We start from the raw sequence: 26,046 nt of genomic DNA on the forward strand, positions 1-26,046 counted from the left end.
TTGTTATTTCACGCTCAAACGCCGCCGCTGTCGCCTCAGCCGGATGGCATAGGCAAAGTCCTGGTCGTGGCACAACCGTCGCCAGCTGGCCCAAGGCCGCGACGCACCACCTCGGTGCAACGCGTCACTGAAACTTCACTTAACTCCAGGCTGAATGGGTCGATAAGACGAAGGTCGATCGCTACGCCTAACTGCCATGCAACCTCGTTCGCCCTCCCGATCCGCTACGCCGCGTATCGAGGAGTTGATCGCCCGGCGTGACTTGTCCGCCGTATTCCAGCCGATCATCGATTTCGACGACGGCGCGATCCTCGGCTACGAAGGTCTGATCCGTGGCCCCGCCGGCACACCGCTCGAAACGCCGTTCGCCCTGTTTTCGCAAGCGCTCGCCGAGGGCTGCGCGCTTGAACTCGAGCAGGCCGCCGCGCGCACCTGCATCAACGCGTTCGCGAAGCTCGATTTCGACGGCAAGCTGTTTCTCAATTTCAGCGCGGGAGCAATCCGTCAGTTGGCCGACGCGCACGACGACACGCTCGCGCTGCTGCGTCGTCGCGGTGTCGATCCGCAACGGATCGTGATCGAGTTGACCGAGCAAAGCACGATTCTGGATGTCGCCAGCTTCCTGCCGGTGATTTCGACGTTGCGCACGGCCGGCGCGCAGTTCGCGCTCGACGATTACGGCACCGCGAACGCCAGCATGAATCTTTGGGTGCGCCTGCAACCGGACGTCGTGAAGATCGACCGCTTCTTCATCCACGGCATCTCCAGCGACTCGCTGAAATTCGAAGCCGTGCGCGCGATGCAGCACTTCGCCAACGCAAGCGGCGCGCGGCTGGTGGCCGAAGGCATCGAAGACGAAGCAGATCTGATCGTGGTGCGCGACATGGGGATCGGCTGCGGGCAGGGGTTTTTCTTCGGCCGGCCGCATGCCCAGCCGGCCAGTAGCGTCACCGACGACGCCCGCGACGCACTGCGCGCCGGTCACATCGCCGTATTCCCGGAGACCACGCGCACAGCGAGCAGCGCGTCGCCGTCGGGCGGCATGGCATCGGCGAAGATGATGGTGCATGCGCCCGCGCTGCCGCGCCACGCGACCAACAACGACGTGCTCGAACTGTTCAACCGCCTGCCCGATCTGCATGCGGTAGCGGTGGTCGAACACGACGAGCCGGTTGCGCTCATCAACCGCCGCAGCTTTATGGACCGCTACGCGCTGCCTTACCACCGCGAGCTGTTCGGCAAGCGGCCATGCCTGCAGTTTGCGAACGCGTCGCCGGTGATCATCGAGCAATCGATGACCGTCGAACAGATGGCCAAACTTCTTGCAAGCGACGATCAGCGTTATCTCGCCGACGGCTTCGTCATCACCGACAACCACGGCAAATACGCCGGTCTCGGCACCGGCGAGAAGCTGGTGCGCGCGGTGACCGAGGTGCGCATCGAAGCCGCGCGCTATGCGAACCCACTGACCTTCTTACCGGGCAACATCCCGATCAGCTCGCACATCGCCCGCCTGTTGGGCAACGACGCGGGCTTCTACGCGTGCTACGTCGACCTGAACCACTTCAAGCCCTTCAACGATCAGTACGGCTACTGGCAAGGTGACGAGGTGTTGAAATTCGCTGCCGCCGTACTCGCCGACGTCTGCGACCCGACCCGCGATTTCCTGGGTCACGTCGGCGGCGACGACTTTCTGATCCTGTTCCAGAGCGAGGACTGGCAGGAGCGCGTACTGCGCGCGATTCACCTGTTCAACGAAGGCGCGCAGCGCTTCTACGCGCCCACCGACCGGCTGGCCGGCGGCATCCACGGTGAAGACCGGCGCGGCAATCCGACCTTCTTCAGCTTCGTGACGATGGCCATCGGCTGCGTGCGCGTCGAGTCGGACGGCGGGCCGTCGTTTTACAGCAGCGAGGAAATCGCGTCCGTCGCGGCGCTGGCGAAGCGGCGCGCGAAGCACGAGACGAGCGGCTTCGTGCTGATCGACGCGGATGAGAGCGTGGTGCTGTTACGCGGACAGGCCGACATGGCGGCGATGGCCGTCGACTGAGTGCGCTGGCGCGCCCACGCCAAAGCCAAGCCACGCCCACGCCCACGCCCACGCCCACGCCTTGTTTAGTTTATTTTACTAAACAACATAAATCAGGCCAGCAGCACTGTCTACGGGTATTTCCGGGTACGGATCACACGTTCACGAGGCTGTTTTAGCCACGTTTTACTATACAATCGGCCGAACCCAAACACCGTGCGGCCGCCCCACTTGCGGCCGCTTCATTCGATGGCCACAACCATCCGCGACGTCGCCCGCGCGGCCAGCGTGTCGATCGGCACCGTCTCACGCGCATTGAAGAATCAGCCCGGCCTTTCCGAGGCCACCCGCGAACGCGTGGTCGAAGCGGCGCGGCAGCTCGGCTATGACGCCGCCCAGTTGCGGCCGCGCATCCGCCGTCTCACCTTTCTGTTGCACCGTCAGCACAACAATTTCGCCGTCAGCCCGTTCTTTTCGCACGTGCTGCATGGCGTGGAAGACGCGTGCCGCGAACGCGGCATCGTGCCTTCCGTGCTGACCGCCGGTCCGACCGAAGACGTGATCCAGCAGATGCGTCTGCATGCGCCGGACGCGGTAGCGATCGCCGGTTTCGTGGAGCCCGAAACGCTGACCACACTGGTGGCGATGCAACGCCCGCTCGTGTTGATCGACCTGTGGGCGCCCGGCCTGCGCTCGGTGAACCTCGACAACGCCGCGGGCGCCACGCTCGCCATGCGGCATCTGTTCGAACAGCAGCGCAAGCGCGTCGCGTTCATCGGCGGCTCGCTCGCGCACTTCAGCATCGCCCAGCGCGCGCTCGGTTACAGGCGCGCGTTTTTCGAAGCGGGCTTGTTGTTCGACCCATCGCTGGAACTCACGATCGACGCAGGCCTCGATCCCGACACCGGCGCTGCACGCGCGATGCACCAGTTGCTCGACGCACCCGGCCCGCGGCCCGACGCCGTATTCGCCTACAACGACGCCGCAGCGCTCGCCGCGCTGCGTGCGTGCCTCGCGCGCGGCATCCGCGTGCCCGAGGATATTGCCATCATCGGCTTCGACGACATTCCCGCCGCCGCGCATGCCACGCCGCCCTTGTCGACCATTTCGGTCGACAAGGAAGCGCTCGGCCGGCGCGGCGTCGAGTTGCTGCTTGAAGATACACCCGCTGAACTCGAAGTCCGCTTGCCCGTCCATCTCATTGCCCGTGCCAGTACTTTGGTAAAAACGCCATGACGCAATCCGATCCGCTTCACCCCGCCAACGGCGCCGCCGCGGCGCCGCCCGTCGACAGCTTTCGCAGCCGCGATTTTCTGATCGCTCATGTGCAGGACACGCTGCACTTTTACGCGCCGAACGTGCTCGATCCGAGCGGCGGCTTCTTCCATTTCTTCCGCGACGACGGCTCCGTCTACGACAAGACCACGCGGCATCTGGTGAGCACGTGCCGCTACATCTACAACTACGCGATGGCCTATCGTCAGTTCGGCGACCCACAGCATCTCGAGTACGCGCGCCACGGTTTGCGCTTCCTGCGCGAAGCGCATTGGGACGCCGAACACGAAGGCTACGACTGGGAGCTCGAATGGCGCGACGGCAAGAAACACACGCTCGACGCAACGCGCCACTGCTACGGCCTCGCATTCGTGCTGCTCGCGTATTCGCATGCGGCGATGGCCGGCATCGAGGAAGCCAGGCCGATGATCGGCGCGACCTTCGAGTTGATGGAACACCGCTTCTGGGACGCCGCCGCCGGCCTCTATGCTGACGAGGCGACACCCGACTGGCGCGTCAGTTCGTACCGCGGCCAGAACGCGAACATGCACACCACCGAGGCGCTGCTGACCGCCCACGAGGCAACCGGGCACCTGGTCTATCTCGATCGTGCGGAACGGGTGGCGTCGAACATCACGCTGCGCCAGGCGAAGCTGTCGCAAGGACTCGTGTGGGAGCACTTTCACGCGGACTGGTCGGTCGACTGGCATTACAACGAGGAAGACAGCTCGAACATCTTCCGTCCGTGGGGCTTCCAGCCTGGGCACCAGACCGAGTGGGCCAAGCTGCTGCTGATTCTCGAGCGCTATCGTCCGTTGCCGTGGCTGCTGCCGCGCGCGATTGAGCTATTCGACGCCGCGATGACCCACGCCTGGGACGAAGACCACGGTGGCCTCTATTACGGCTTCGGCCCGGACGGCACCGTGTGCGACCACGACAAGTATTTCTGGGTCCAGGCAGAGACCTTCGCGACCGCGGCGCTGCTCGCCAAGCGCACCGGCAACGAGCGTTTCTGGGACTGGTACGACGAGATCTGGCGCTATAGCTGGGCGCATTTCGTCGATCACAAGTATGGCGCGTGGTACCGCATCCTCACGTGCGACAACCGTAAGTACAGCGACGAAAAGAGTCCCGCCGGCAAGACCGACTATCACACGATGGGCGCGTGCTACGAGGTGCTGGCGCACGCACTGCCTGACGGCGCGGCCGCTGCGTCCGAATCCGCGGAGTAAGCAAAATGAGCAACTTGAGCGCAAACACCGAATTCCCCTTCTTCGTCTCGGCCGGCGACATCCTCACCGATCTCGTGCGGACCGGCGCCTCGCAATGGCTCTCGCGTCCTGGCGGCGCCGGCTGGAACGTCGCGCGCTGCGTGGCGCGGCTCGGTTTGCCGACGGCGTGTGCCGGCTCACTGGGCGTCGATAACTTCTCCGACGAACTGTGGAACGCAAGCGTCGCCGCAGGGCTCGACATGCGCTTCATGCAGCGCGTGGAGCGCCCACCTCTGCTGGCGATCGTTCATCAAACGCATCCGCCGGCATACTTTTTCATGGGTGAAAACGGCGCCGATCTGGCGTTCGATCCGACGCGCCTGCCGGCTGGCTGGATCGGGCAGGTGAAGTGGGCGCATTTTGGCTGCATCAGCCTGGTGCGTCAGCCGCTTGGCGACACGCTTGCCGCGCTGGCCGCCGAGTTGCGCTCGCGCGGCGTGAAGATCAGTTTCGATCCGAATTACCGCAATCTGATGGAGCATGGCTACGAGCCCACATTGCGGAAGATGGCCGCGCTGGCTGATCTGATCAAGGTGTCGGACGAAGATTTGCGCATGCTGTTCAAGACGGACGACGAGGCCGGCGCACTTGCGCAGTTGCGGGCGATGAATCCCGCCGCCACCGTGCTGGTCACGCGTGGACCGGAGACGTCCATGTTGATCGACGGCGCGATGGTTGTAGAGGCCCGGCCACCACGAGTGGAAGTTATCGATACGGTTGGAGCGGGGGATGCCTCGATTGGCGGTCTGCTGTTCAGCTTGATGACCGCACCGCAGCGAGCGTGGCCGGAGCACCTGGCCTTTTCTCTGGCCGCCGGCGCCGCGGCGTGCCGCCATGCTGGCGCGCATGCACCTTCTTTGGATGAGGTTGTGGCGCTGCTGTAGTTTTTTTGCCTTGTGCGGCGCGTATTGTTGTCGACATCGGTTGCCAACAATACGCGCCGCGTAGCCGAAAAACCGAACCCCGGTCATCGTGCTAGGATGAAAAAACCCAACCCTTTGGAAGAAGGAGCGTCGCCATGGATGACATCACCTACACCAAAGGTATCTACACGGCCACCGCCTCGATAAGAGAAGTGCAAAGCGACACGTGGCAGGGCATCGTTACGCTTTCCCGCGACGAGGGCGAAGCAAGCACCGACCAGGAGACCACGGTCTACGAAGTCGAAGCCACTTCGTCCACGCCCGAGGAAGCCCTCGAGGAAGCCAAGGCGCTCGCGCACCGCATCCTCGGGGAAATCGAACTCTAGGCAACCCGGCGCTGCGTCCATCGCACAGCGCCGCTTCTAAATCAACCGGCTGGAGGCGATCATGGCTGAACAGCTCTTCCTCTACGGCGTGTACTCGATTCACGTCCGCCCTCTCGAACTCAACGGCGCACGCTGGGACGCGGAATACGAAATCCGGCATCGCGAGAAAGCCGTCAAGCCGTGGACCACCGTCGGCGGCGACAACGGCTACGCGGATGAAGCCGAAGCTATCGCAGCAGCGCACCAGCAAGGCGTCGACGACATCGAACACGGCGCCGGCATTCCAAAACCGAGGGCGTTTCCGTAGACCTTCAGCGGGCGCATTGGTAGAGGCGTGTGCGTCAAGCGAGCGGAATCGCCGCATCTCCCGCACGCTCGCCCAAAGTACCGCAGGCGGGTGTTGGAAGCGCCGCCTCGGCGCCCGTGCAACACGCCGTCGATGTGCTACCTCGACGTCTGTGCAACCTGCCGTTGAGGCACGCTCTCCAACGTCCCTTGAGCGCGCCGACAATCCCCCTCCGCGCGCTAACCGGCGTGCTACGCTTTACGCGTTCTTCCTCTCCACGGGCACGCGATGGCGACCGAATCACCAGACCATCTTTCCAGCATCGGCGACGACGAAACGCGTGCGCAGAAACCTCGTACGCGCGGCAGCCGGGAATTGCGCCTGGATGATCGCGTCGTTATCGCGCACGGCATGCCGACGCCGCTCTGGCAGGATCTCTATCACCGCGCACTCATGGTCCGCTGGCCGACGTTTTTCGTCTCGCTCGGGGTCTTGTTCCTGCTGCTCAACACCGTGTTTGCCGCGCTCTACATGCTCGGCAACGCACCGATCGCCAATCAGTTTCCGGCAGGCTTCAGCGGCGCGTTTTTCTTCAGCGTCGAAACGCTCGCGACGGTCGGCTACGGCGACATGCACCCGCAAACGGTTTACGCCCACTGGATCGCAACACTGGAGATCTTTGTCGGCATGTCCAGCATCGCGTTGGCGACCGGGCTGATCTTCGCGCGCTTCTCACGTCCGCACGCCAAGATCATGTTCGCCCGCTACGCGGTCGTATGGCCGTACGAGGGCCGCATGACGCTGATGGTGCGTGCCGCCAACGCGCGTCAAAACGTGATCGCCGAAGCGCGGGCGAAACTCCGCCTCATGCGACTGGAAACCTCCACCGAAGGTTATACGCTGCGCAAGCTCTACGACTTGACGTTGGTGCGCGACCAGCATCCCGTGTTCAAACTGGGCTGGGTCATGATGCACGTCATCGACGAAAGCAGTCCGCTATTTGGCGAGACCGCCGAAACGCTCAAGGGCCATGATGCGTCGCTGTGGCTCACGCTCGAAGGGGTCGACGAATCGACCTCGCAGACCATGCAGGCGCGCCATATGTGGCGTTGTGAGCAGATCCGCTGGCAACACCGTTTCGCCGACATCATGCGTGACGAGGGCGGCGTGAGTCACATCGATTACTCGCATTTCGACGAGGTCGTGCCGCTCGATTCAGCACCTGTCTCCGCGCCTATGGCGAAGGCGCCCGCGCCGTAAAAACAGGACTGAAACGCACCAGGGCATACCCGAACCCGTCCATCGCGCAGCAGATCCATCTCAAAACTTCATTAAAACGCGCGCCCCGTCGCGCTGTTTCGTTGAACGCCTCGCCAAGTAGAAAAAATTCACTCCAATTGGCGCTAAAAAATAGAGTCTCTTTCGCCGCGTCGCCTTTTGTGGCCCCCACCCCACGGCACGCGGATGCAAAACATTGGAGACTCACCCATGACCGCTCGCCTGCCCATCGACGGCACGCCCGCTCTCGCCGACTACAAGCTGTCCGATAACCTCACCGCCACGCGCGGCCGGATCTTCTTGACCGGCACGCAGGCGCTGGTGCGACTTGCGCTGATGCAGCGCGCCGCAGACCGCGCGCATGGCATGAACACCGCCGGCTTCATCAGCGGCTATCGTGGCTCGCCGCTCGGCATGGTCGACCAGCAGTTGTGGAAAGCGAAGAAACTGCTCACGGCGAGTGATATTCGCTTTTTGCCGGCGATCAACGAAGAACTGGGCGGCACCGCGGTGCTCGGTACGCAGCGGGTGGAATCGGACCCGGAACGCACCGTCGAAGGCGTGTTCGCGATGTGGTACGGCAAAGGCCCCGGCGTGGATCGCGCGGGCGATGCGCTGAAGCACGGCAACGCGTACGGCTCGTCGCCGCACGGCGGCGTGCTGGTGGTGGCGGGCGATGATCACGGCTGCGTATCGTCGTCGATGCCGCATCAGAGCGACTTCGCGTTGATGGCATGGCATATGCCGGTGGTGAATCCGTCGAACATTGCCGACATGCTCGAGTTCGGCCTGTACGGCTGGGCGCTGTCGCGTTTCTCGGGTGCGTGGGTCGGCTACAAGGCGATCTCGGAAACGGTCGAATCCGGTTCGACGGTGGACCTCGATGCGTTGCAAACCGAATGGACGGTTCCGCAGGATTTCGAAGCGCCCAGCGGCGGCTTGCATAACCGTTGGCCCGATCTGCCGAGTCTCACGATCGAAGCGCGGATGCACGCGAAGCTCGACGCGGTCCGTCATTTCGCGCGCACCAACAGCATCGACAAATGGATCGCGCCAAGTCCGCATGCGAATGTGGGTATCGTCACGTGCGGAAAGGCACATCTGGACTTGATGGAAACGCTGCGTCGGCTCGATCTGACGGTCGCCGATCTGGAAGCGGCCGGCGTGCGGATCTACAAGGTCGGCTTGTCGTTCCCGCTGGAAGTGACGCGCATCGACGCGTTCGTGTCCGGTTTGTCCGAAGTGCTGGTGATCGAGGAGAAAGGCCCGGTCATCGAGCAGCAGATCAAAGACTATCTGTACAACCGCACGCAAGGCACGCGGCCGATCGTGATCGGCAAGAACGCCGAAGACGGCACGCTGCTGCTGTCGTCGCTAGGTGAATTGCGGCCGTCGCGCATTCTGCCGGTGTTCGCGAACTGGCTCGCGAAGCACAAGCCGGCGCTCGATCGTCGCGAGCGCGTGGTCGATCTGGTGGCGCCGCAAATCCTTTCGAATGCGGCGGATAGCGTGAAACGTACGCCGTATTTCTGCTCGGGCTGCCCGCACAACACGTCGACCAAAGTGCCTGAAGGTTCGATCGCGCATGCGGGGATCGGCTGTCACTTCATGGCGTCGTGGATGGAGCGCGACACTACCGGTTTGATTCAGATGGGCGGCGAAGGGGTCGATTGGGCCTCGCATTCGATGTTCACGAAAACGCGCCACGTATTCCAGAATCTCGGCGACGGCACCTACTTTCACTCCGGCATTCTCGCGATCCGCCAGGCGGTGGCCGCGAACACCACCATCACCTACAAGATCCTCTATAACGATGCCGTCGCGATGACGGGCGGCCAGCCGGTCGATGGCAGCATCTCGGTGCCGCAGATCGCGCGTCAGGTGGAAGCCGAAGGCGTGTCGCGTTTCGTCGTGGTCAGCGACGAGCCGGAGAAATACGACGGCCATCATGACCTCTTCCCAAAAGGCACGACGTTCCACCATCGCAGCGAAATGGACACGGTGCAGCGCGCGTTGCGCGATATCGACGGCGTGACCGTGCTGATCTATGACCAGACCTGTGCGGCTGAAAAACGGCGTCGCAGGAAAAAAGGTGAGTTTCCCGATCCGGACAAGCGTCTCTTCATCAACGAGGAAGTTTGCGAAGGCTGCGGCGATTGCGGCGTGCAATCGAATTGCTTGTCGGTCGAGCCGCTTGAGACAGCGTTGGGGCGTAAGCGCCGCATCGATCAATCGTCGTGCAATAAAGACTATTCCTGCGTGAACGGATTCTGCCCGAGCTTCGTCACGGTGGAAGGTGGCAAGCTGAAGAAAGCCGCGGGCGCCGCGTTCGATCCGGCCGCGCTCGCTGAACGCGTCGACGCCTTGCCGATTCCCGCGACGCATCTCGATGCCGCGCCTTACGACATTCTGGTGACCGGTGTTGGCGGCACGGGTGTCGTGACGGTCGGTGCGTTGATCAGCATGGCCGCGCATCTGGAAGGCAAGAGCGCGTCGGTGCTCGACTTCATGGGCTTCGCGCAAAAGGGCGGCTCGGTGCTGTCGTTCGTGCGCTTCGCGGCGCGCGACGAGTGGCTCAATCAGGTGCGTATCGACACGCAACAGGCCGACGTGCTGCTCGCCTGCGATATGGTGGTGGGCGCGAGCGCCGATGCCTTGCAAACGGTTCGTCACGGCCGCACGCGCATCGTCGTCAACACGCATGCGATTCCGAACGCGACCTTTGTGCAGAACCCGGACGCGACGCTGCATGCCGACGCGTTGATCGACAAGATGCGCCACGCGGCCGGCGACGATCGCATGTCGACGTGCGACGCCCAGGCGCTCGCCACGCGTTTTCTCGGCGACACCATCGGCGCGAACATTCTGATGCTCGGTTATGCCTGGCAACTTGGCCTCGTGCCGGTGTCATTCGCCGCGATGATGCGCGCGATCGAATTGAACAACGTCGCGGTGCAGATGAATCAACTGGCGTTTTCGATCGGACGTGTTGCCGCGGAAGATCCCGCTGCGCTCGAATCGCTGTGGCAAGCCCGGCATCTGGCGAAGCAGACGGTGCGCGTCGATACGCTCGACGAACTGATCGCGCATCGCGAGGGTCGTCTCCAAACGTACGGTGGCGCGAGTTATGTGAAGCGTTATCGCGCGCTGGTCGATGCGGCACGCCGTGCCGAAACTACGGTCGATGCAAAGAGCGAGCGCATCACGCGTGCCGTGGCGACGACGTTCTATCGTCTGCTCGCCGTGAAAGACGAATACGAAGTGGCGCGCCTGCATACGGATGCGGCCTTCCGCGAAGCACTGGAAGCGCAATTCGAAGGTGTCGCGGGCAAGGACTTCGGCATCAAGTTCAACCTCGCGCCGCCGACGCTCACGCGTCCTCAACCGGGGGTGAATCCGACCAAGAAGACCTTCGGTCAATGGATGTGGCCGGTGCTAGGCGTAATGGCGAAATTTAGCGGCTTGCGTGGCACGATGCTCGATCCGTTCGGCCGCACGCTGGAACGCAAGATGGAGCGCGAACTCGCCGGCGATTACGAAATCACGTTGCAACGCGCGTTCGCGAAGCTCAACGCCAACAATCTGGAAGACGTCGCGAAGCTGGCCGATCTGCATGCGCGTGTACGCGGTTATGGTCACGTGAAGCTGGCGAATCTGGCGGGCGTGAAGCGCGGCGAACGCGATCTCGCGGCGCGTTTGCAGATCGAAGCAGCGACCAGCGCATCGGTGAAGAAGTCGCTGGAAGAGATGAAGGGCGCCGGGCAGTTGCGCGGGATTCCGGTGGTCGTCGCGAAGTAATTCTTTCGCTCAGTGCGTAGATGAAAAATGCCGCTTCGGGTTGAACCTCGAAGCGGCGTTTTTTTGCCTGGTGGATTTGCACCGCGTTGTGCCCAATAGCGCTGATTATCTTCCTGACGAATCAGCCACGCTTTGTGTCCAGTAGCGCCCTCACCTGCGCGACTTTCGCCGCATCGACGGGCGCAAGACCGTTGCCGCCAACGCGCACACCCGAACCGAAGTGAACCGCTTGAACTTGCGTCGCGCTCACGAAGCCGCCCACTGCATCGATGGTCAAACCGGCGCCCGCCAGCACCGTGCAATGTGAGCCGGCCGCTTGCCGTACCAGCTCACTCACGATCGACTCTGCCTGCAGCACGGAAGGTTTGCCGCCCGAGGTCAGCACATTCGTCACGGCGTCGAAACCGAGCAGCACGTCGAGCGCTTTCTGCAGATCACGCGTTTCGTCGAACGCACGATGGAAGGTGATAGCCAAGCCATCCGCCGCATCGATCGCACGTGCGAGGCCTTCGCGGTCGATCTCGCCATCCGCCGTCAGCATGCCGATCACCACGCCGTTCGCGCCCGCCGCCTTGACTGCACGCACGTCGCGCAGCATCACGGCGTAGTCGTCAGTGTCGTACACGAACGAGCGGCTATGCGGTCGCACGATCACGTTGACGGGTACGGCGCTCGCGGCAACCACCGCCTCGATCAACCCAAGGCTCGGCGTCAAACCACCCTCGCCCATCGCGGTGACAAGTTCGAGACGGTTCGCACCGGCCTGCACGGCAAGCCGGGCGTCGGCAACGGTCGTGGCGATAACTTCGAGTAGGACTGACATAAGCGCGGCTGTGGGTCGTTAAAAACGACATGATCTCAGAACCGCCGCGCGCCCCGCCAATCTGGGCCATGTGGGACGCCGCTCACCCTCCGGAGCGAAGCATCCGAACCGTTATTCTTCGACCCAATCGATATCGCCGCACAGCACGCACGTCTGATCACCCACGCGCGTCGCCACCGACAGCGTCACACACGGCAGCGCCTCGTTGATCGACAGATACGGACGCGTCACATGCACGCGTTCCGGCGCGTTGATCGCCGCACGGAAATACGGACGACGCAGCCAGTTCGCCCCTTGCGCGTCGGCAAGCGGCAAAAAGCGCGTCTCATGCGCCGCGCGATCGGCGCGCAACACGACGTTGCGGCCCGCCTGCTTGCCCTTCGCATCGAGCAGGAAACAGCGCGCGGCATGGTCGAGCGCGAGGAAATTCCAGCACACTTCCTCGAGCGGTTCACCGGCGGCGAGCCGTTCCGCAGCGCGTTCGAACGCCCGCAGGTACGGTGTAAGCCGGCTCGCATTGCGGCGCTCACGCGCTTCGGCCTGGTCACGATAGCGGTCGGTGACTTCGCTGATGCAAGTCGTGGCGTGCGCCGCGTCGGCCGCCCCTGGATTCGGCCGGCCGAAGAAAAACCCCTGTACGAAGTCCGCATCGCAGGCGAGCGCCATCTGCGCTTCGTGTTCCGTTTCTACACCTTCGATCAGCACGAGCTTGCCCGCTTCGTGCAGCAGCGCCACCAGCCCCGGCAGGATCGTCGCCATATCCGCACGATGCGCGGCGTGCGACAGCATGATGCGGTCGAGCTTCACGATGTCGGGATTCAACTGCCAGATCCGTTCGACGTTGGAATGGCCCGCGCCGAAATCGTCGAGCGCAATCAGGAAACCACGCTCGCGGAATTGGCGCACGGCGTCGGCGAGACGTTCGAGATCTTCGGCGCGTTGTTCGAGCACCTCAAGCACGATCCGCCGGGGCGACAGATCGAGTCGCTTGAGGTTGGCCAGCAAGGCGGCGGCGAGATACGGGTCGGTGAGCGCGCCGGGATGGACGTTCAGGAACAGCCATTCGCGCTCGGCGCCAAGTACCTTGAAGTTCTCCAGATGCAGGGTCTGGGCGAGCCGGTCGACTTGCAGCACGTCGCCCAGACGCGCCGCCTCGCCGAATACGTCAAGCGGCGACACAGGCCGGTCGAGCGCATCGTGCGCGCGCAGCAGCCCCTCGTAGCCCACTGCCCGCATATGCGACAGGCTGAAAATGGGTTGAAACACGCTGGTCAACGTCAGCTCGCCGTGCTGCACCGAAAAACGTTCGAGCCCCGACGTCACCTCGACATCGAAGCCATGCGGCGCGCTGGCCGTCCTTTCCTGTTGCGCAATCGTCATGCAATCCTCTCACGCGAGAGCCGGGCCGGTCCGAACGCGGAAGCGAACAACCTCGGCACCGTTTCTCAAAATGTGCGTCATCGATATTCCTTAAGCAAGCTCCATGCGCACGCTGGCGCACATTCGAATGAAATTTGCATGAAAGATTGCACCGATGAACGAGCCGATGCGCCGCGCGGGGGCGCAGCGCGCACCGTTAAGGTGCATTACCTTACCTGGACGCTTGCCGACCGGGCTCGCGGGACCTTGTCGGGTTAACAATGGTGTGCTGCAGCGTCGGGCTAAACTTCGGCCTTGTGCCTCACGCACGCCTCGCGATCGATACGCGGCGGCATCGTCGACGATCGCAGAGGAAGCACCGCTATATCTCCAGAAATAGACCGATGGATATTGTCTTTACCGTACTGATTCTTTTGCTCGCCGTCGCAGCATCCGGCATCGTGACGCGGATGCTGCGGGTCGCCTTGCCGCTGCCGCTGGTCCAGATCGCGATCGGCGCCTTGCTCGCATGGCCGAGGCTCGGGCTGCACGTCACCTTCGATCCGGAAATTTTCATGATGCTGTTCATTCCGCCGCTGCTGTTCGCGGATGGATGGCGAATCCCGAAGCGCGAATTGTTCATGGCGCGCCGCTCCATCCTGATGCTCGCGCTCGGCCTGGTTTTCATGACGGTGCTGGCAGTCGGCTACTTCATCCATGCGCTGGTGCCGTCGATCTCGCTACCGGTCGCGTTCGCGCTTGCCGCGGTGCTGTCGCCGACCGATGCGGTGGCGCTGACCGGTATCGCCGGCAAGGGCAAGATTCCTGGGCGGTTGATGCATATCCTCGAAGGTGAGGCGTTGATGAACGACGCGTCGGGCCTTGTCGCGCTGAAGTTCGCGATTGCCGCGGCGCTGACGGGAGTGTTTTCGCTGCGCGACGCGTCGATCAGCTTCGTGATCATCGCGGTGGGCGGTCTCGCGACGGGCGCGGCGGTGAGCTGGCTGTTCAGCTTTGTGTCCGCACATTTTCTGAGTCTTAACGAAGAAGGCGATCCGGCACCCGGTGTGGTGATGACGCTGCTGATTCCGTTCGCCGCGTATCTGATCGCCGAGCGCTTCGAGTTCTCGGGCATTCTTTCCGCGGTCTCGGCCGGCATGATGATGAACTACGCGAACATCGCGAACGCCGGGCCGGTGTCGTCGCGCGTGCGCGGGAACAGCACGTGGACGATGATCGAATTCGTCTTCAACGGCATGGTGTTCATTCTGTTGGGGCTGCAGTTTCCGCACATTCTCGGCCGCGCGCTGCTCGACGCGCACGAGACCAGCGATGTGGAGGTGTGGCGCTTGATCGGCTACATCGCCGCGGTGGCGGCGGCGCTCTACGCACTGCGCTTCGTGTGGGTGTGGTTGCTGCGCTGGTTCGCGAGCCGCGGCGCGGCGAAGCACGGCATGGCGAGTGCCGTGCCGGGGTTGCGCACGGTAACCGTGACGACGGTGGCCGGCGTGCGTGGCGCGGTGACGCTGGCGGGCGTGTTGTCGTTGCCCGAGGTCTTGCCGGGTGGTACGCCGTTGCCGGGGCGGGACCTGGCGATTTTCATTGCCTCGGGCGTGATTCTGCTGTCGCTGCTGGTGGCCGTCGTGGCGTTGCCGCTGTTGTTGAGCGGCTGGCGGCGGGGTAAGGATCCGCATGCGGCGGAGGAGGCGATGGCGCGCACGATGGCGGCGCAAGCCGCGATTCGCGCAGTTGACGAAGTGCACGAAAGAGACTGCGCGGATCTGGATGAGTCGGCATCGGCATACGCGGCGGATGTCACCGCGCGAGTCATGGACATTTATCGACGACGGCTCGCCACATTGGAAGAAGAACAGGAGCCGCGTGAACTGGCGCGCCGTGCCGATGCGCTGGAATTCCGGATGAAGTTGGCGGCGATGCGAGCCGAGCGGAAGGTGCTGCTTGCGCTGCGCAATAGTCAGGAAATCAATGACGAGACTTTGAACAAGCTCATGCGCGAGGTGGATCTATCGGAGACGGCGCTGACCGTGCGGAAGCGATAGAGGTAGCAGTCAGCGTTACGACGCGGCGATGGCCTTTCTCTTGATCGCTTGATCTCTCAATCACAAGAGAAAAGGCCGTCGCCCAGGTCAATCAGGCCACCGGTCCCTGCGCCGGCTTCCTTCTCAGAAGCGCGTACAAAATGATCGCGCCGAAGGTCGCGGTACCGATCCCGCCGAGCCCGAACCCACCGAGCTTCAACGAAAAATCCCCAGCGCCAAGCACGAGCGTTACCGCCGCCACGATCAGATTCCGGTTGTCGGAGAAATCGACTTTATTCACGACCCAGATGCGCGCGCCAGTTACCGCGATCAGGCCGAACACAACAATCGACACGCCCCCCAGCACCGGCCCCGGAATGGTCTGAATCACCGCACCGAACTTCGGCGAAAAGCCCAAGACCAGCGCAATCACCGCGGCAATCACAAACACCAGCGTCGAATAGATTTTGGTCACGGCCATCACGCCGATGTTCTCGGCATACGTCGTCACCCCCGTGCCGCCGGCAAAGCCAGACAGAATCGTCGCGAGTCCGTCGCCGATAAATGCACGGCCGACATAACCGTCGAGGTTCTGACCGGTCATCGCGCTCACCGCCTTGATGTGCCCAAGATTCTCAGCAACAAGAATCACCGCAATCGGCGCAAGCAAGGTCATCGCCTGCATGTTGAAAACCGGCGCGGTGAACTGCGGCATACCGAACCATGCAGCGTTCGCCACAATCGCAAAGTCGATCGGCTTGCCCATGCCGAGACCATTCGTGACGATCGCGTAAATCACGTACGCCATCAGCAAACCGACCAGAATCAGCAAACGCTGCAGCATGCCGCGCGCAAACACCGCGACCGCGCCGACGCACAGCACCGTCACCAGCGCCATCCACGAGTCGAAGTTGCTCCCGCTCACGCCATGCACCGCGATCGGCGCGAGATTCAAGCCGATCACGCAGACAATCGCGCCCGTCACCACCGGCGGCATCAGCGTTTCAATCCATCGGGTGCCGACCGCCGACACGATCAGGCCAATGATCGCGTACACCACCCCGCACGCGATGATCCCGCCCAACGCCACCGGAATGTTCATGTTCGGACCGTGGCCGCCATACCCCGTCACCGCGATCACCAGGCCGATGAATGAGAAACTCGAACCGAGATAGCTCGGTACGCGCCCACCCACAAGGACGAAGAACAACAACGTGCCGATCCCCGACATGAAGATGCACAGGTTCGGATCGAAGCCCATCAGCAACGGCGCAAGCACGGTGGACCCGAACATCGCGACAACGTGCTGAATACCCATTGCAAACATCTGCGGCCACGCGAGACGCTCGTCGGTGCCGACAATGCGACCCTCGGCAGCGTTCGGCTGGGCGCGCCAGCGTGGGAAATAGGAATCGGCCATGGCGGGGGTTCTCCTCTGTCGGCGTTGTAGTGGACGGCGCCGCGAAACCGCGCCATCTGGGAATTACGCGCGAGTGTACGGAGAGGCACCAGGCCTGGCAAGGGCGGCAAAAAGCGCGCAATGAGCGCTACGCGCGCCGCGCGTCCAGCGAGAACACCGTCACCGCCGCTTGCAACTGCCTGGCCTGATCCGCCATCGACGCCGCCGCGGCCGCCGCCTGCTCGACCAGCGCCGCGTTTTGCTGGGTCACGTCGTCCATCTGCGCGACCGCGCGGTTCACTTCCTCGATGCCGGTGCTCTGCTCCTGCGACGCCGACGAAATCTCACCCATGATGTCGGTCACACGCTTCACCGCATGCGTGACTTCCGCCATCGTCTGACCGGCCCGCTCGGCCAGTTCGGCACCGCTGCCCACACGCGCCGTCGAGCTCTCGATCAGTTCCTTGATCTCCTTGGCGGACACCGCGCTGCGCTGCGCGAGTGAACGCACTTCGCCTGCCACCACCGCGAAGCCGCGGCCCTGCTCACCGGCTCGCGCCGCTTCTACAGCGGCGTTCAGCGCGAGAATGTTGGTCTGGAACGCGATCCCTTCGATCACCGCTATGATGTCCGTCATGCGCTTCGAGCCGGCCGCCAACTGGCGCATCGTTTCGACCACATCGCCGACCAGGCCGCTGCCGCGCGCCGCCACTTCCGACGCGCCATGCGCGACACCACCCGCCTGCTGCGCGTTCTCGGCATTCATCGTCACCGTCGACGTCAATTCCTCCATGCTCGACGCGGTTTCCTGCAATGCGGCAGCCTGCTCTTCCGTGCGTTGCGACAGATCAGTGTTGCCCTGCGCGATCTCGCCCGAGGCCATCAGGATCGATTCGCTCGACTCGCTGATGCCCGAGACAATGCCCGCCAGCCGCTCACGCATATTGCTCAGCGCAAACAACATGCTGTGGGTATCGCCCGCACGGGTGTCGACGCGCACGCTCAGGTCGCCATCGGCGATGCGGTTGGCGATGTGCATCGCGTAATCGGGTTCGCCGCCGAGCTGACGCGCAAGGCGTCGTGCAATCACCGTTGCGAGCAAGGTGCCCACCGCGATCGCGCCCAGCACCAGCGCGAGCATCACAATCCGCATGTGCTGATAGTTGGCTCCCGCCTCGTGCTGCGCTTCGTTGGCTTGCTGACGGCGATAGTCGATCAGCGCCGTGATGCGATCGCGCAGCGCCTCGCTCGACGCAATCGCGCGGCGCACGAGTTCGTTGTTGTCGACGCCGGCCGGAATCGGTTCGAGACCGATCTGCTGATGCACGATGCCCTCCCACACTGCCGACTTGCGCAGCACCTCGTCGAACATCTCCTGACCCTTGGCTGTAGCGATGGTCGCGCGATACAGATCGTAGGCGCCGTGCATCTCCTTGAGCGACGCGACGATGCTGTCCTTCAACTTTTGACGGCCGGCATCGTCGGCGGCGTAGCCGAGATTCGCGGCGGCAAGATCGGAATCGATCTTGTGACGGTTCGCCTCTTCCATCCAGTAGAGGCCGTTCATGTGCTGGTCGCAGATGGCGTCGGTAATGGCATGCATCGACGACAACGTCTTTAGCGAAGTCCCGCCGATCACGACGCAGAACCCGATCACAACGGCAAACGCCAACAGCAGCTTCCTGAATACGGTCATGCGATCGAACCACTTCATCTCACCATCCTTCATAAGTCCTAAGGGGACGCTCGCGTCGCTGCGCCATGGCAAAACATTTCGCCATTTTTCAGATACGTGGCGACGCTCCCACCTCTTTTACGGCGTGCGTAACAGAGACTTGATGCGATAAATGGTGGGCATAACCGGGACAGGATGATGTAAGGAATGCCTGGCGCGCGGGTCCGGATCGCTACGTCGACGCGCTTTGCATGTCGGCGCAATGATTGGGATTTGTCTGATATATGGGGATGAGCCGAGCTTTTAGACTTTGTCTGTTGCGTTCACCCCCATGAGCGCACGTGATGTTGATGTAACTCTCCGACTTTCCGCTCACGCTCCCCGGCGTGAGCGGCTTTTTTTTTGTCCCTATGTTTCGTTGGTCGGCGCACTCGCCAGTGCGTCCGGTGCGTTCGATACGCGGTTGAATTTATGGATGCGTAACGAGCGCACCTTGAGCAAGCCGCAGCGTGTGATCGCGCACATCCTCCGGCCATGCCGCGACGATCCCGTCAAAGCGCGTCCGATCGTCGGCATAGAGCGCGCGCGTCGCATCTTCGTAATCAGGCAGATTGCCGGCGATCGCGGTCATGAAGCGATACACCGCTTCTTGCGCTGCGCGTTTGCGGTCCTTGTCCTCGCCCGCAAGCCGCGCCGCGTCGACCAGTTTGCGCAGCGCGACCGAAGCGCCACCCGATTGCCCATTGAGCCAATCCCAATGACGCGGCAGTAACGTCACCTCTCTCGCCACCACACCGAGCTTGGGCCGGCCGCGGCTGCGCGGGGTGTCGTCTTCCCCGGCGTCAGCGGTTGGTGCGGGTTGTTCGCCGGGCGCCCCGCTTGCCAGCCGCGCCAGAATCTCTTCTGGCGTACCGCGCAAATCAAACTCGACCGGGCGACTCGTGACGTCGTCGAAAACCAGCACGGGCGCCTGTTCACCGCGCGCCAGCACTTCGCGTATGGCGAGCGCCACTTCGGACAAGGAGCCCGAGGCGATGCGGCGGTGCCCCTCGAAGGCGGTGCAGGTTACAGGGTGGGGGCTCATGACAAACTCCAGAAAGATGAATTTGTCGAATTATACCCGGGTATAAATTAAGCGCAACATATTACCCGGGTGAAATTATTCAGAGCAGCGCACGCGATAGGTTCTGCGCCAATCAGCGCTGGCCCGCTGCTCGAACTCGGCGCGGCCCACTAACCGGCACGCCTGTGAAATCGTCTTGCCTCATTGCGCCGGCGACGCCACGGCACTCCGCCGATCCGCCCGCGCCGCCACCGGGTAGCAAAGCACGCGGTTGCGGCCGGCGTCCTTGGCCTCGTAGAGCGCCTCGTCCGCGGCGTTGACGAGTGCGCGGCTCGTCGCGAATACCTGGCGGCCGGTGCAGGCAATGCCGATGCTGATGGTCAGCACATGGTGCGAGCTCGCGACGTGGCGAAGTTCGAGCGCCTGAACCGCGGCGCGAATTTTCTCGGCGATGGCCGTCGCCCCGGTTTCGTCGGTATCCGGCAAGAGCACAGCGAATTCTTCGCCACCATAGCGCGCAGCGGTATCGCCCGGGCGCCGCACGTTCTGCGCGATGCAGCGCGCGACGGCGACGAGCGCATCGTCGCCGGCCGAGTGGCCGTATAGATCGTTGAAGCCCTTGAATGTATCGACGTCGATCAGCAGCATCGACAACGGCCATTCGTTACGTTGCGCGCGGCGCCACTCCTCTTCCGCATGTTCCTCGAACGTGCGGCGATTGTTCAGGCCGGTCAGCCCGTCGGTACGCGCGAGCACGCGCAACTCTTCTTCGGCCGCGCGGCGCTGCCGCAGTTGCTGCGAGAACAGGAGAGCGAGCGCAATGATCACCACGTCGAGCGCCGCGATCAGCGTACCGATGATCCACGCGCGACGCCGCCACTCCACATAGATATCGCGCGTGGAGAGTGCCACGTCGAGAATCAGCGGATACATATCGATATGGCGGAACGCGTACCAGCGCTCGACACCGTCGATCGCCGCCGTGCCGAAGAAGTCCCCGCTCGGCTGCAGAAGGAAGCGTGAGTAGTTCGCGGTGCCGGTCAGGCTCCGGCCGATAATTTTCGGATCGTAGGGGCGCCGCATCAGCATCGTGCCGTCGTTCAGCATCAGCGCCATCGACCCGCCCGCGCCGAGATTCATGCCGGCGAACAGGTGTCTGAAGTAAGTGAGCCGCATCGTGCCGACCACCACGCCGCCGAAGCTGCCGTCCGGCCGCGAGATGCGCCGGCTCAGCGCAATGCTCACGTCCTTACCGTGTACCTTGGGTATGAACGGATGGCTGACATACAGGCCGACATTGGGAGAGTCGCGCTGAACGCGGAAGTATTCACGCTCGGCGAGATTGAACGCGCGCGGAGGCGTGGATTGCGAATCGAAGACGATGTTGCCGGCCGTGTCGAGTACGAGAATCGAACCCAGGTCTTTTGCGCTGGCTGAGCCGTCGAACAGCACCATCTGGCGGATCGCCGGCGGCAAGTCCAGCACGCCGGGTTGTTTCAAGCCTTCAATGACGGCCCGCAGCGACAGATCGTAGATCTCGAGATTGCGCGACACGTCGCGTTCGACCAGCAGCGAAACGTTGAAGACCGAATCCTGCGCGCGCCGCAACGCGTCATCGCGCATCTGCGCCAATACCCACACCGCGATCGCGAGGATCGCGCTGGCCAGCACGATACTGATGGCAATCACGATGTTCGGTCGGCGCGTCACCATGAGCGTTTCATTCGAGCATGCGCTGACCTACACGCGTGGAGGAGTTGGCCGCGTCCGGAAGGCGCGCCCGTGAAACGGTAGCCTACCAGACGCTGAGGCGCGTCGAATGAGGGAAAAGACAGGTTTTTGGCGGACTAAACGAAATTTTTCGACTACGGCACGCCGCGGGCCACGGGGCGGCGCGCGGACGTCACCCCAGCCGGGCGCTCAGCCCGCGTGCAGATCGAGCGCCGGCTCGGATGCGGCGCGGCTGAGCGCACGGAGATCGGCAACCTCGAGCACCGCTTTGGCGGCGCCATGGCGCGCGACCTCCAACATCGCCAGGCCGATGTCTTCGGTGCTCAGAATGTGGTTGGGAAACAGCGCGCGCAGCGTCGACAGAAGCGGCCTCGCCACCGTATAGAACAACCGGTACGAGCGAGTTTTCGAAACAGCGCCGTTCAGCGGCTCGATCACGCCGGGGCGGAACAGGTAGACGGCCTTGAACGGCAGCCGTAGCAGCGCATTCTCCGTCCTGCCCTTGACCCGCGCCCACATGGTCCGGCCGTGTTCAGTGCTGTCGGTGCCCGCACCTGACACGTAGACGAAAGTCATCTGCGGATTCAGACGGGCAAGCGTCTGCGCAGCGGCCAACGTCAGGTCGTAGGTAAGGCGCGCATACTCGGCCTCCTGCATGCCTGCCGACGAGACGCCCAGACAGAAAAAGCACGCATCGAAACCCTTCAGCGACTCTTCCACCGCCCGGTAGTCCATCAGGTCCGGCTGAATCAGCTCGTTCAGACGCGGATCGAGCTGGCCGGTGCGGGTGCGGCCAACCGTCTGGACTACCTCGACATCAGGCGCGCGCAGGCATTCGCGCAATACGCCCTGCCCGACCATGCCGGTCGCGCCGAATATCAGAACCTTCATGATGTGTGCTCCATGATCGCGCCCGGCCAGCGCGCATTGGTCAAACCTTCGGATATGTCCCACAAGCGGGCGGTGACCGCTTTGTCCTGAGCGTGGCGGGCGATCTGAGCGTCGCCCGTCCGCCGCATGCGCGCTCAGGCTTTCGCCGATGCACCCGGAAAGGCCGGCAGCGGTGTTGGCGCGGAGAAATCGATGGCCGCGCTGACTGCTCGCCATGCTTCGGCGGCTGCAGCGCGCGCCTTGTCAGCTTCGCCGGCGAAATGCAACGCGTCACTGCCCAGCAAGAGATGCGCCGGCAACGAATCGTGATACGCGAGCTTCAACACCACTTGCGCAACCTTTGCGGGATCGCCGGTTTCCTGGCCGACGTACTGGGACAGCATATCCGTGACGGCGCCGACCGACGGCACATAGTCCGGCAGCAATTCCGGCGCCTCACCCATCGCCCCCGTACCCCACTCCGTTTTCATGCCGCCTGGTTCGAGCGCAGTGACGTGGACGCCGAACGGCGCGAGTTCCTGGCTGATCACCTCAGTGAATCCGCCGACCGCCCACTTCGCGGCCTGATACGCGCTCAAACCCGCGATCCCGACACGGCCACCCACCGACGAAATCTGGATCACGTGGCCGGATCGCTGCTTCCGCAGCACCGGAAGCGCCGCACGCGTGACGTTAACCACACCATAGAAGTTGGTGTCGATCTGCGCACGAAAATCGTCTTCGGTAGTTTGCTCGAACGGCGCCAGATGACCGAAGCCCGCGTTGTTGACGACCACATCGAGCCGGCCGAAAGCATCGACTGCGGCCTGCACCGCCTCGCGCGCCGCGGCCGGATCCGTGACATCCAGCGCAACCGCGCGAACCTGCTCGCCGTAGCGCGTCAGCAGATCGGCCAACTGACGCGGATCGCGTGCCGTAGCAACCACCCGCTCACCGGCACGCAACGCCGCTTCGACAATGTCGCGCCCAAGCCCGCGGGCACTTCCCGTAACCAACCAGACCTTCGACATAATGCGCTCCTTACATTTAATTGAGCACGTACGCGCTCATTAATAAGACAAAAAATTTAGTTCTGGGCAATCGCGTGCCAGAACGCCTCAAAACCGGCCTTGCGATAACGGTCGGTATTGGCCGGTTCGCGAGCGATGAAATCCATGGTGGTTTCGGCCAACGCCGCCATGATTGCCGACAGGAAAGCCGGCGGATGATCACGCAACGCGCCGCTCGCCACGCTTGCCTGAATCATTGCGTTGATGTCTGCGAAGGACTCCATGCCAGTTGCACGCGTGCAGTCGGTCAGACGCTCCGACACGGACAGTTGTGCCATTGCCCGGCGTTTTTGCGGTTGCGCCACGCCCCAGTCGACAAACCTGTTCCACACGTGCTGGACGCGCACGCACACGCTGGCTTGCGTCGGATAGGTCGTCATCATCACTTCGCGCAGCTCCGCCTTGATGTCCAGGTAGAGCTGGTTCAGCAGCTCGTCCTTGTTGTCGAAGTACGTGAACAGCGTTCCTTCAGCCACGCCCGCGACTTTTGCGATGCGCGCGGTGGGCGCGGCCAAACCCTGCTCGGCAATCACCTCAGTTGCAGCGCCAAGGATGGCGTTGCGTTTGTCTTCGCTTTTCGGACGGGCCATACGGTTCGCTTCGACTACAAACAATTAATGAGTGATTGCTCAATCATATCCGCAGGTGATCACTTGTTCAAGCCATTTTCTATTGCCTGATGCTGGCCAGCAGGTCATTGGCTCGGACACACGCCGGAAAATGAAATGAATATGTAAGATTAAAGTTTTCATCATGCGCCTAAAGATATTCAAATCAACAGAAAATGATGCGTTCTTCGCGCATCGTACGCAAGCTTAGTAGAGAAATACCCGAGATTTCTTAAGTCTGTAAGAATCCGATCCGATAACCAGTAAATGGGATACCGATTTATTGCCGGACGTTCGACGCACTCGTGGGATGCGTCTTAGGGAAGGCACGAGGGGTAAACCGCGCGGGGCTGCCACGATGGTCGGCAGTCAGATAGACGCTCCCATGCCCGGACCTGAGAGTCCATTGCGAACACTTCAACGTTTCGTTATTGGAGAAAAAAATCGTGACACTCAAGAACCTCACCATCAAGACCAAACTCATTGCCGGCTTCGGCATGCTGTCTCTCATTGTCGTCGCGGTTTCCGGCCTTTCCCTGAAGGCGCTGAGCGATTCGACCGAGGGGTTTTCCAACTTCGTCCACGGCATCAACGCACGCGCCGATATGGCGGTGCAGGTTCGAACCGCCGTGGACCGCCGAGCGATCGCGGCACGCAACCTTGTGCTCGTGAGCAAACCCGAGGATCTCGAAGTAGAGAAAGCCGACGTGACGCGCGCTCACGAAGACGTGCAAACCGACCTGAAAAAGCTCAACGACATGATCGCTAGCGCGACCGATACGTCGGAGAAAGCACGCAGTCTCGTCGCCGAGATCAATCGGGTCGAAGCGGCTTATGGTCCGGTTGCCCTCAACATCGTCAATCTCGCGCTCACCAACAAGCGGGACGAAGCGATCGTCGAGATGGACGAGCATTGCCGGCCGCTGCTCGCCGCGCTGATTCGCGCGACCAACGCGTACGCTGACTACACGCGCTCACGCCAGGAACAACTGGTCAACGAGTACACGGCGCATTACGAAAACCAGCGCAATCTGCTGATCGCGATCTGCCTTATCGCGCTGGGGCTCGCCGTCGGCGCATGCGTGGTGATCACGCGTGCAGTGACGGGGCCGCTGCGTTTTGCGATCGACGTCGCGCGTACGGTGTCGGAAGGCGATCTGCGCACGCGCATCACGGTCGAGGGCAGCGACGAAACCAGCAAACTGCTGACCGCCCTGCGCGAGATGAATGAACGGCTAACGGTGACCGTCGGACGAGTGCGCGACAGCAGCACCAGCATCGCCGGCGCGGCACGTCAGATCGCGGCGGGCAATATGGACCTGAGCCAGCGTACCGAGCAGCAGGCTGCTTCGTTGCAGGAAACCGCTTCCAGCATGGAAGAACTCACCTCCACGGTTAAGCAGAACGCGGACAACGCGCAGCAAGGCAGCATGCTGGCTGCGAATGCATCGTCGGTGGCACAAAAGGGTAGCGAGGTCGTCGGGCAGGTGGTGAACACGATGCACGACATCAGCGACAGCTCGACGAAGATCGCGGACATCACGGGCATCATCGAAGGCATAGCGTTCCAGACGAACATCCTCGCGCTGAACGCGGCGGTCGAAGCCGCGCGTGCGGGCGAACAGGGGCGGGGTTTCGCGGTAGTGGCGAGCGAAGTCAGAAGCCTGGCTCAACGTTCGTCGAGTGCTGCCAAGGAGATCAAGGACCTGATCGCCACCTCCGTGGACAAGATCCGCGACGGGTCCGCGCTTGCCGGCGAGGCGGGCAAGACGATGACTGAAGTGACTCAGGCAGTCGCACGAGTCACGGACATCATGTCGGAGATCGCAGCGGCCTCGACCGAACAAAGCCGTGGGATCGAGCAGGTCAATCTTGCGATTACGCAGATGGACAACGTCACGCAGCAGAATGCGGCTTTGGTGGAAGAGGCTGCAGCGGCTTCGCGGTCGATGGAAGACCAGGGGGAACAGTTGACTGACGCCGTGGCGTTTTTTCAGGTGAAGGATGCGGCGGCTGCGGTAGCCGCGGCTCCTGCTCCTGCTCGGCGGGAGGCGCCGCGGCGCGAGGTGGCGGCTGCTGTTGCGGTTGCTCCGAAACGCGTTGCACGGGCTACGGCCGTTGCGCCGGTTAATGCACTTGCTACTGCGGCTGTAGATGACGGGTGGGATAAGTTCTGATCGGATCGTTCTGATTCAGGAAAGCGCCACGCTCCCGCATGACAAG

Annotated in this window: 19 protein-coding genes; 10 read left to right on the forward strand and 9 right to left on the reverse strand. The window is 62.7% G+C overall.

Going from position 1 to position 26,046, the window contains the following annotated elements; all coding sequences use genetic code 11:
* The first annotated feature begins 196 nt into the window (after positions 1-196).
* The 8 genes from P3T25_RS27225 to P3T25_RS27260 all read left to right on the forward strand — a co-directional run bounded on the left by P3T25_RS27225 (position 197) and on the right by P3T25_RS27260 (position 11,186).
* Positions 197-2,050: an EAL domain-containing protein gene (locus tag P3T25_RS27225; RefSeq protein ID WP_429359749.1), complete on the forward strand. Its 1,854-nt coding sequence runs from the start codon at positions 197-199 to the stop codon at positions 2,048-2,050.
* A gap of 228 nt (positions 2,051-2,278) precedes the next feature.
* Complete coding sequence (locus tag P3T25_RS27230) at positions 2,279-3,265, forward strand: LacI family DNA-binding transcriptional regulator (protein ID WP_154558835.1); 987 nt, start codon at positions 2,279-2,281, stop codon at positions 3,263-3,265.
* Positions 3,262-4,536, forward strand: a complete 1,275-nt coding sequence (locus P3T25_RS27235; protein WP_429359751.1) for an AGE family epimerase/isomerase — start codon at positions 3,262-3,264, stop codon at positions 4,534-4,536. The genes P3T25_RS27230 and P3T25_RS27235 overlap by 4 nt, the downstream gene beginning before the upstream one ends.
* 5 nt (positions 4,537-4,541) lie before the next feature.
* Positions 4,542-5,459, forward strand: coding sequence for a carbohydrate kinase family protein (locus tag P3T25_RS27240; RefSeq protein WP_266241927.1), 918 nt, complete (start codon positions 4,542-4,544; stop codon positions 5,457-5,459).
* Between the two features lie 134 nt (positions 5,460-5,593).
* The gene (locus tag P3T25_RS27245) at positions 5,594-5,824 is read left to right on the forward strand and encodes a hypothetical protein (protein ID WP_154558838.1); all 231 of its coding nucleotides are present in this window, start codon (positions 5,594-5,596) and stop codon (positions 5,822-5,824) included.
* A gap of 61 nt (positions 5,825-5,885) precedes the next feature.
* The gene (locus tag P3T25_RS27250) at positions 5,886-6,131 is read left to right on the forward strand and encodes a hypothetical protein (RefSeq protein WP_074285658.1); all 246 of its coding nucleotides are present in this window, start codon (positions 5,886-5,888) and stop codon (positions 6,129-6,131) included.
* 267 nt (positions 6,132-6,398) lie between these two features.
* Complete coding sequence (locus P3T25_RS27255) at positions 6,399-7,370, forward strand: ion channel (protein ID WP_154558839.1); 972 nt, start codon at positions 6,399-6,401, stop codon at positions 7,368-7,370.
* Positions 7,371-7,598: 228 nt separating this feature from the next.
* Positions 7,599-11,186 (forward strand): indolepyruvate ferredoxin oxidoreductase family protein, encoded by a 3,588-nt coding sequence (locus tag P3T25_RS27260; RefSeq protein WP_429359755.1) that lies wholly within the window; start codon positions 7,599-7,601, stop codon positions 11,184-11,186.
* Between the two features lie 121 nt (positions 11,187-11,307).
* Here P3T25_RS27260 and P3T25_RS27265 read toward each other — a convergent pair whose 3' ends face one another.
* Both P3T25_RS27265 and P3T25_RS27270 read right to left on the reverse strand, forming a co-directional pair.
* Positions 11,308-12,009: a copper homeostasis protein CutC gene (locus P3T25_RS27265; protein WP_154558841.1), complete on the reverse strand. Its 702-nt coding sequence runs from the start codon at positions 12,007-12,009 to the stop codon at positions 11,308-11,310.
* 111 nt (positions 12,010-12,120) lie between these two features.
* Entirely contained in the window at positions 12,121-13,389 is a 1,269-nt protein-coding gene (locus P3T25_RS27270) for a sensor domain-containing phosphodiesterase (RefSeq protein ID WP_154558842.1), read from the reverse strand.
* A gap of 383 nt (positions 13,390-13,772) precedes the next feature.
* On the opposite strand from P3T25_RS27270, the gene P3T25_RS27275 reads away from it, so the two are divergent.
* A complete protein-coding gene (locus P3T25_RS27275; RefSeq protein ID WP_171925098.1) occupies positions 13,773-15,428 on the forward strand; it encodes a Na+/H+ antiporter in 1,656 nt (551 codons plus the stop codon).
* 91 nt (positions 15,429-15,519) lie between these two features.
* On the opposite strand, the gene P3T25_RS27280 is transcribed toward P3T25_RS27275, so the two are convergent.
* The 7 genes from P3T25_RS27280 to P3T25_RS27310 form a co-directional block, all read right to left on the reverse strand.
* Positions 15,520-16,827, reverse strand: a complete 1,308-nt coding sequence (locus P3T25_RS27280; protein WP_154558844.1) for a solute carrier family 23 protein — start codon at positions 16,825-16,827, stop codon at positions 15,520-15,522.
* 127 nt (positions 16,828-16,954) lie between these two features.
* On the reverse strand, positions 16,955-18,520 hold the full coding sequence (locus P3T25_RS27285) for a methyl-accepting chemotaxis protein (protein ID WP_429359758.1): 1,566 nt from the start codon (positions 18,518-18,520) through the stop codon (positions 16,955-16,957).
* A 430-nt stretch (positions 18,521-18,950) separates the two neighbouring features.
* On the reverse strand, positions 18,951-19,565 hold the full coding sequence (locus tag P3T25_RS27290; RefSeq protein WP_429359760.1) for a DUF2239 family protein: 615 nt from the start codon (positions 19,563-19,565) through the stop codon (positions 18,951-18,953).
* Positions 19,566-19,745: 180 nt separating this feature from the next.
* Complete coding sequence (locus P3T25_RS27295; RefSeq protein WP_429359762.1) at positions 19,746-21,257, reverse strand: sensor domain-containing diguanylate cyclase; 1,512 nt, start codon at positions 21,255-21,257, stop codon at positions 19,746-19,748.
* Between the two features lie 207 nt (positions 21,258-21,464).
* The gene (locus tag P3T25_RS27300) at positions 21,465-22,166 is read right to left on the reverse strand and encodes an NAD(P)H-binding protein (RefSeq protein WP_266261481.1); all 702 of its coding nucleotides are present in this window, start codon (positions 22,164-22,166) and stop codon (positions 21,465-21,467) included.
* 134 nt (positions 22,167-22,300) lie between these two features.
* Positions 22,301-23,176: an SDR family NAD(P)-dependent oxidoreductase gene (locus P3T25_RS27305; protein ID WP_429359765.1), complete on the reverse strand. Its 876-nt coding sequence runs from the start codon at positions 23,174-23,176 to the stop codon at positions 22,301-22,303.
* A gap of 56 nt (positions 23,177-23,232) precedes the next feature.
* A complete protein-coding gene (locus P3T25_RS27310) occupies positions 23,233-23,805 on the reverse strand; it encodes a TetR/AcrR family transcriptional regulator (RefSeq protein WP_429359767.1) in 573 nt (190 codons plus the stop codon).
* A gap of 515 nt (positions 23,806-24,320) precedes the next feature.
* On the opposite strand from P3T25_RS27310, the gene P3T25_RS27315 reads away from it, so the two are divergent.
* A complete protein-coding gene (locus tag P3T25_RS27315; protein ID WP_429359866.1) occupies positions 24,321-26,000 on the forward strand; it encodes a methyl-accepting chemotaxis protein in 1,680 nt (559 codons plus the stop codon).
* Positions 26,001-26,046 lie beyond the last annotated feature (46 nt).

The sequence above is a fragment of the Paraburkholderia sp. GAS32 genome (genome assembly GCF_050434225.1).
GTDB classification, from domain to species: domain Bacteria; phylum Pseudomonadota; class Gammaproteobacteria; order Burkholderiales; family Burkholderiaceae; genus Paraburkholderia; species Paraburkholderia madseniana.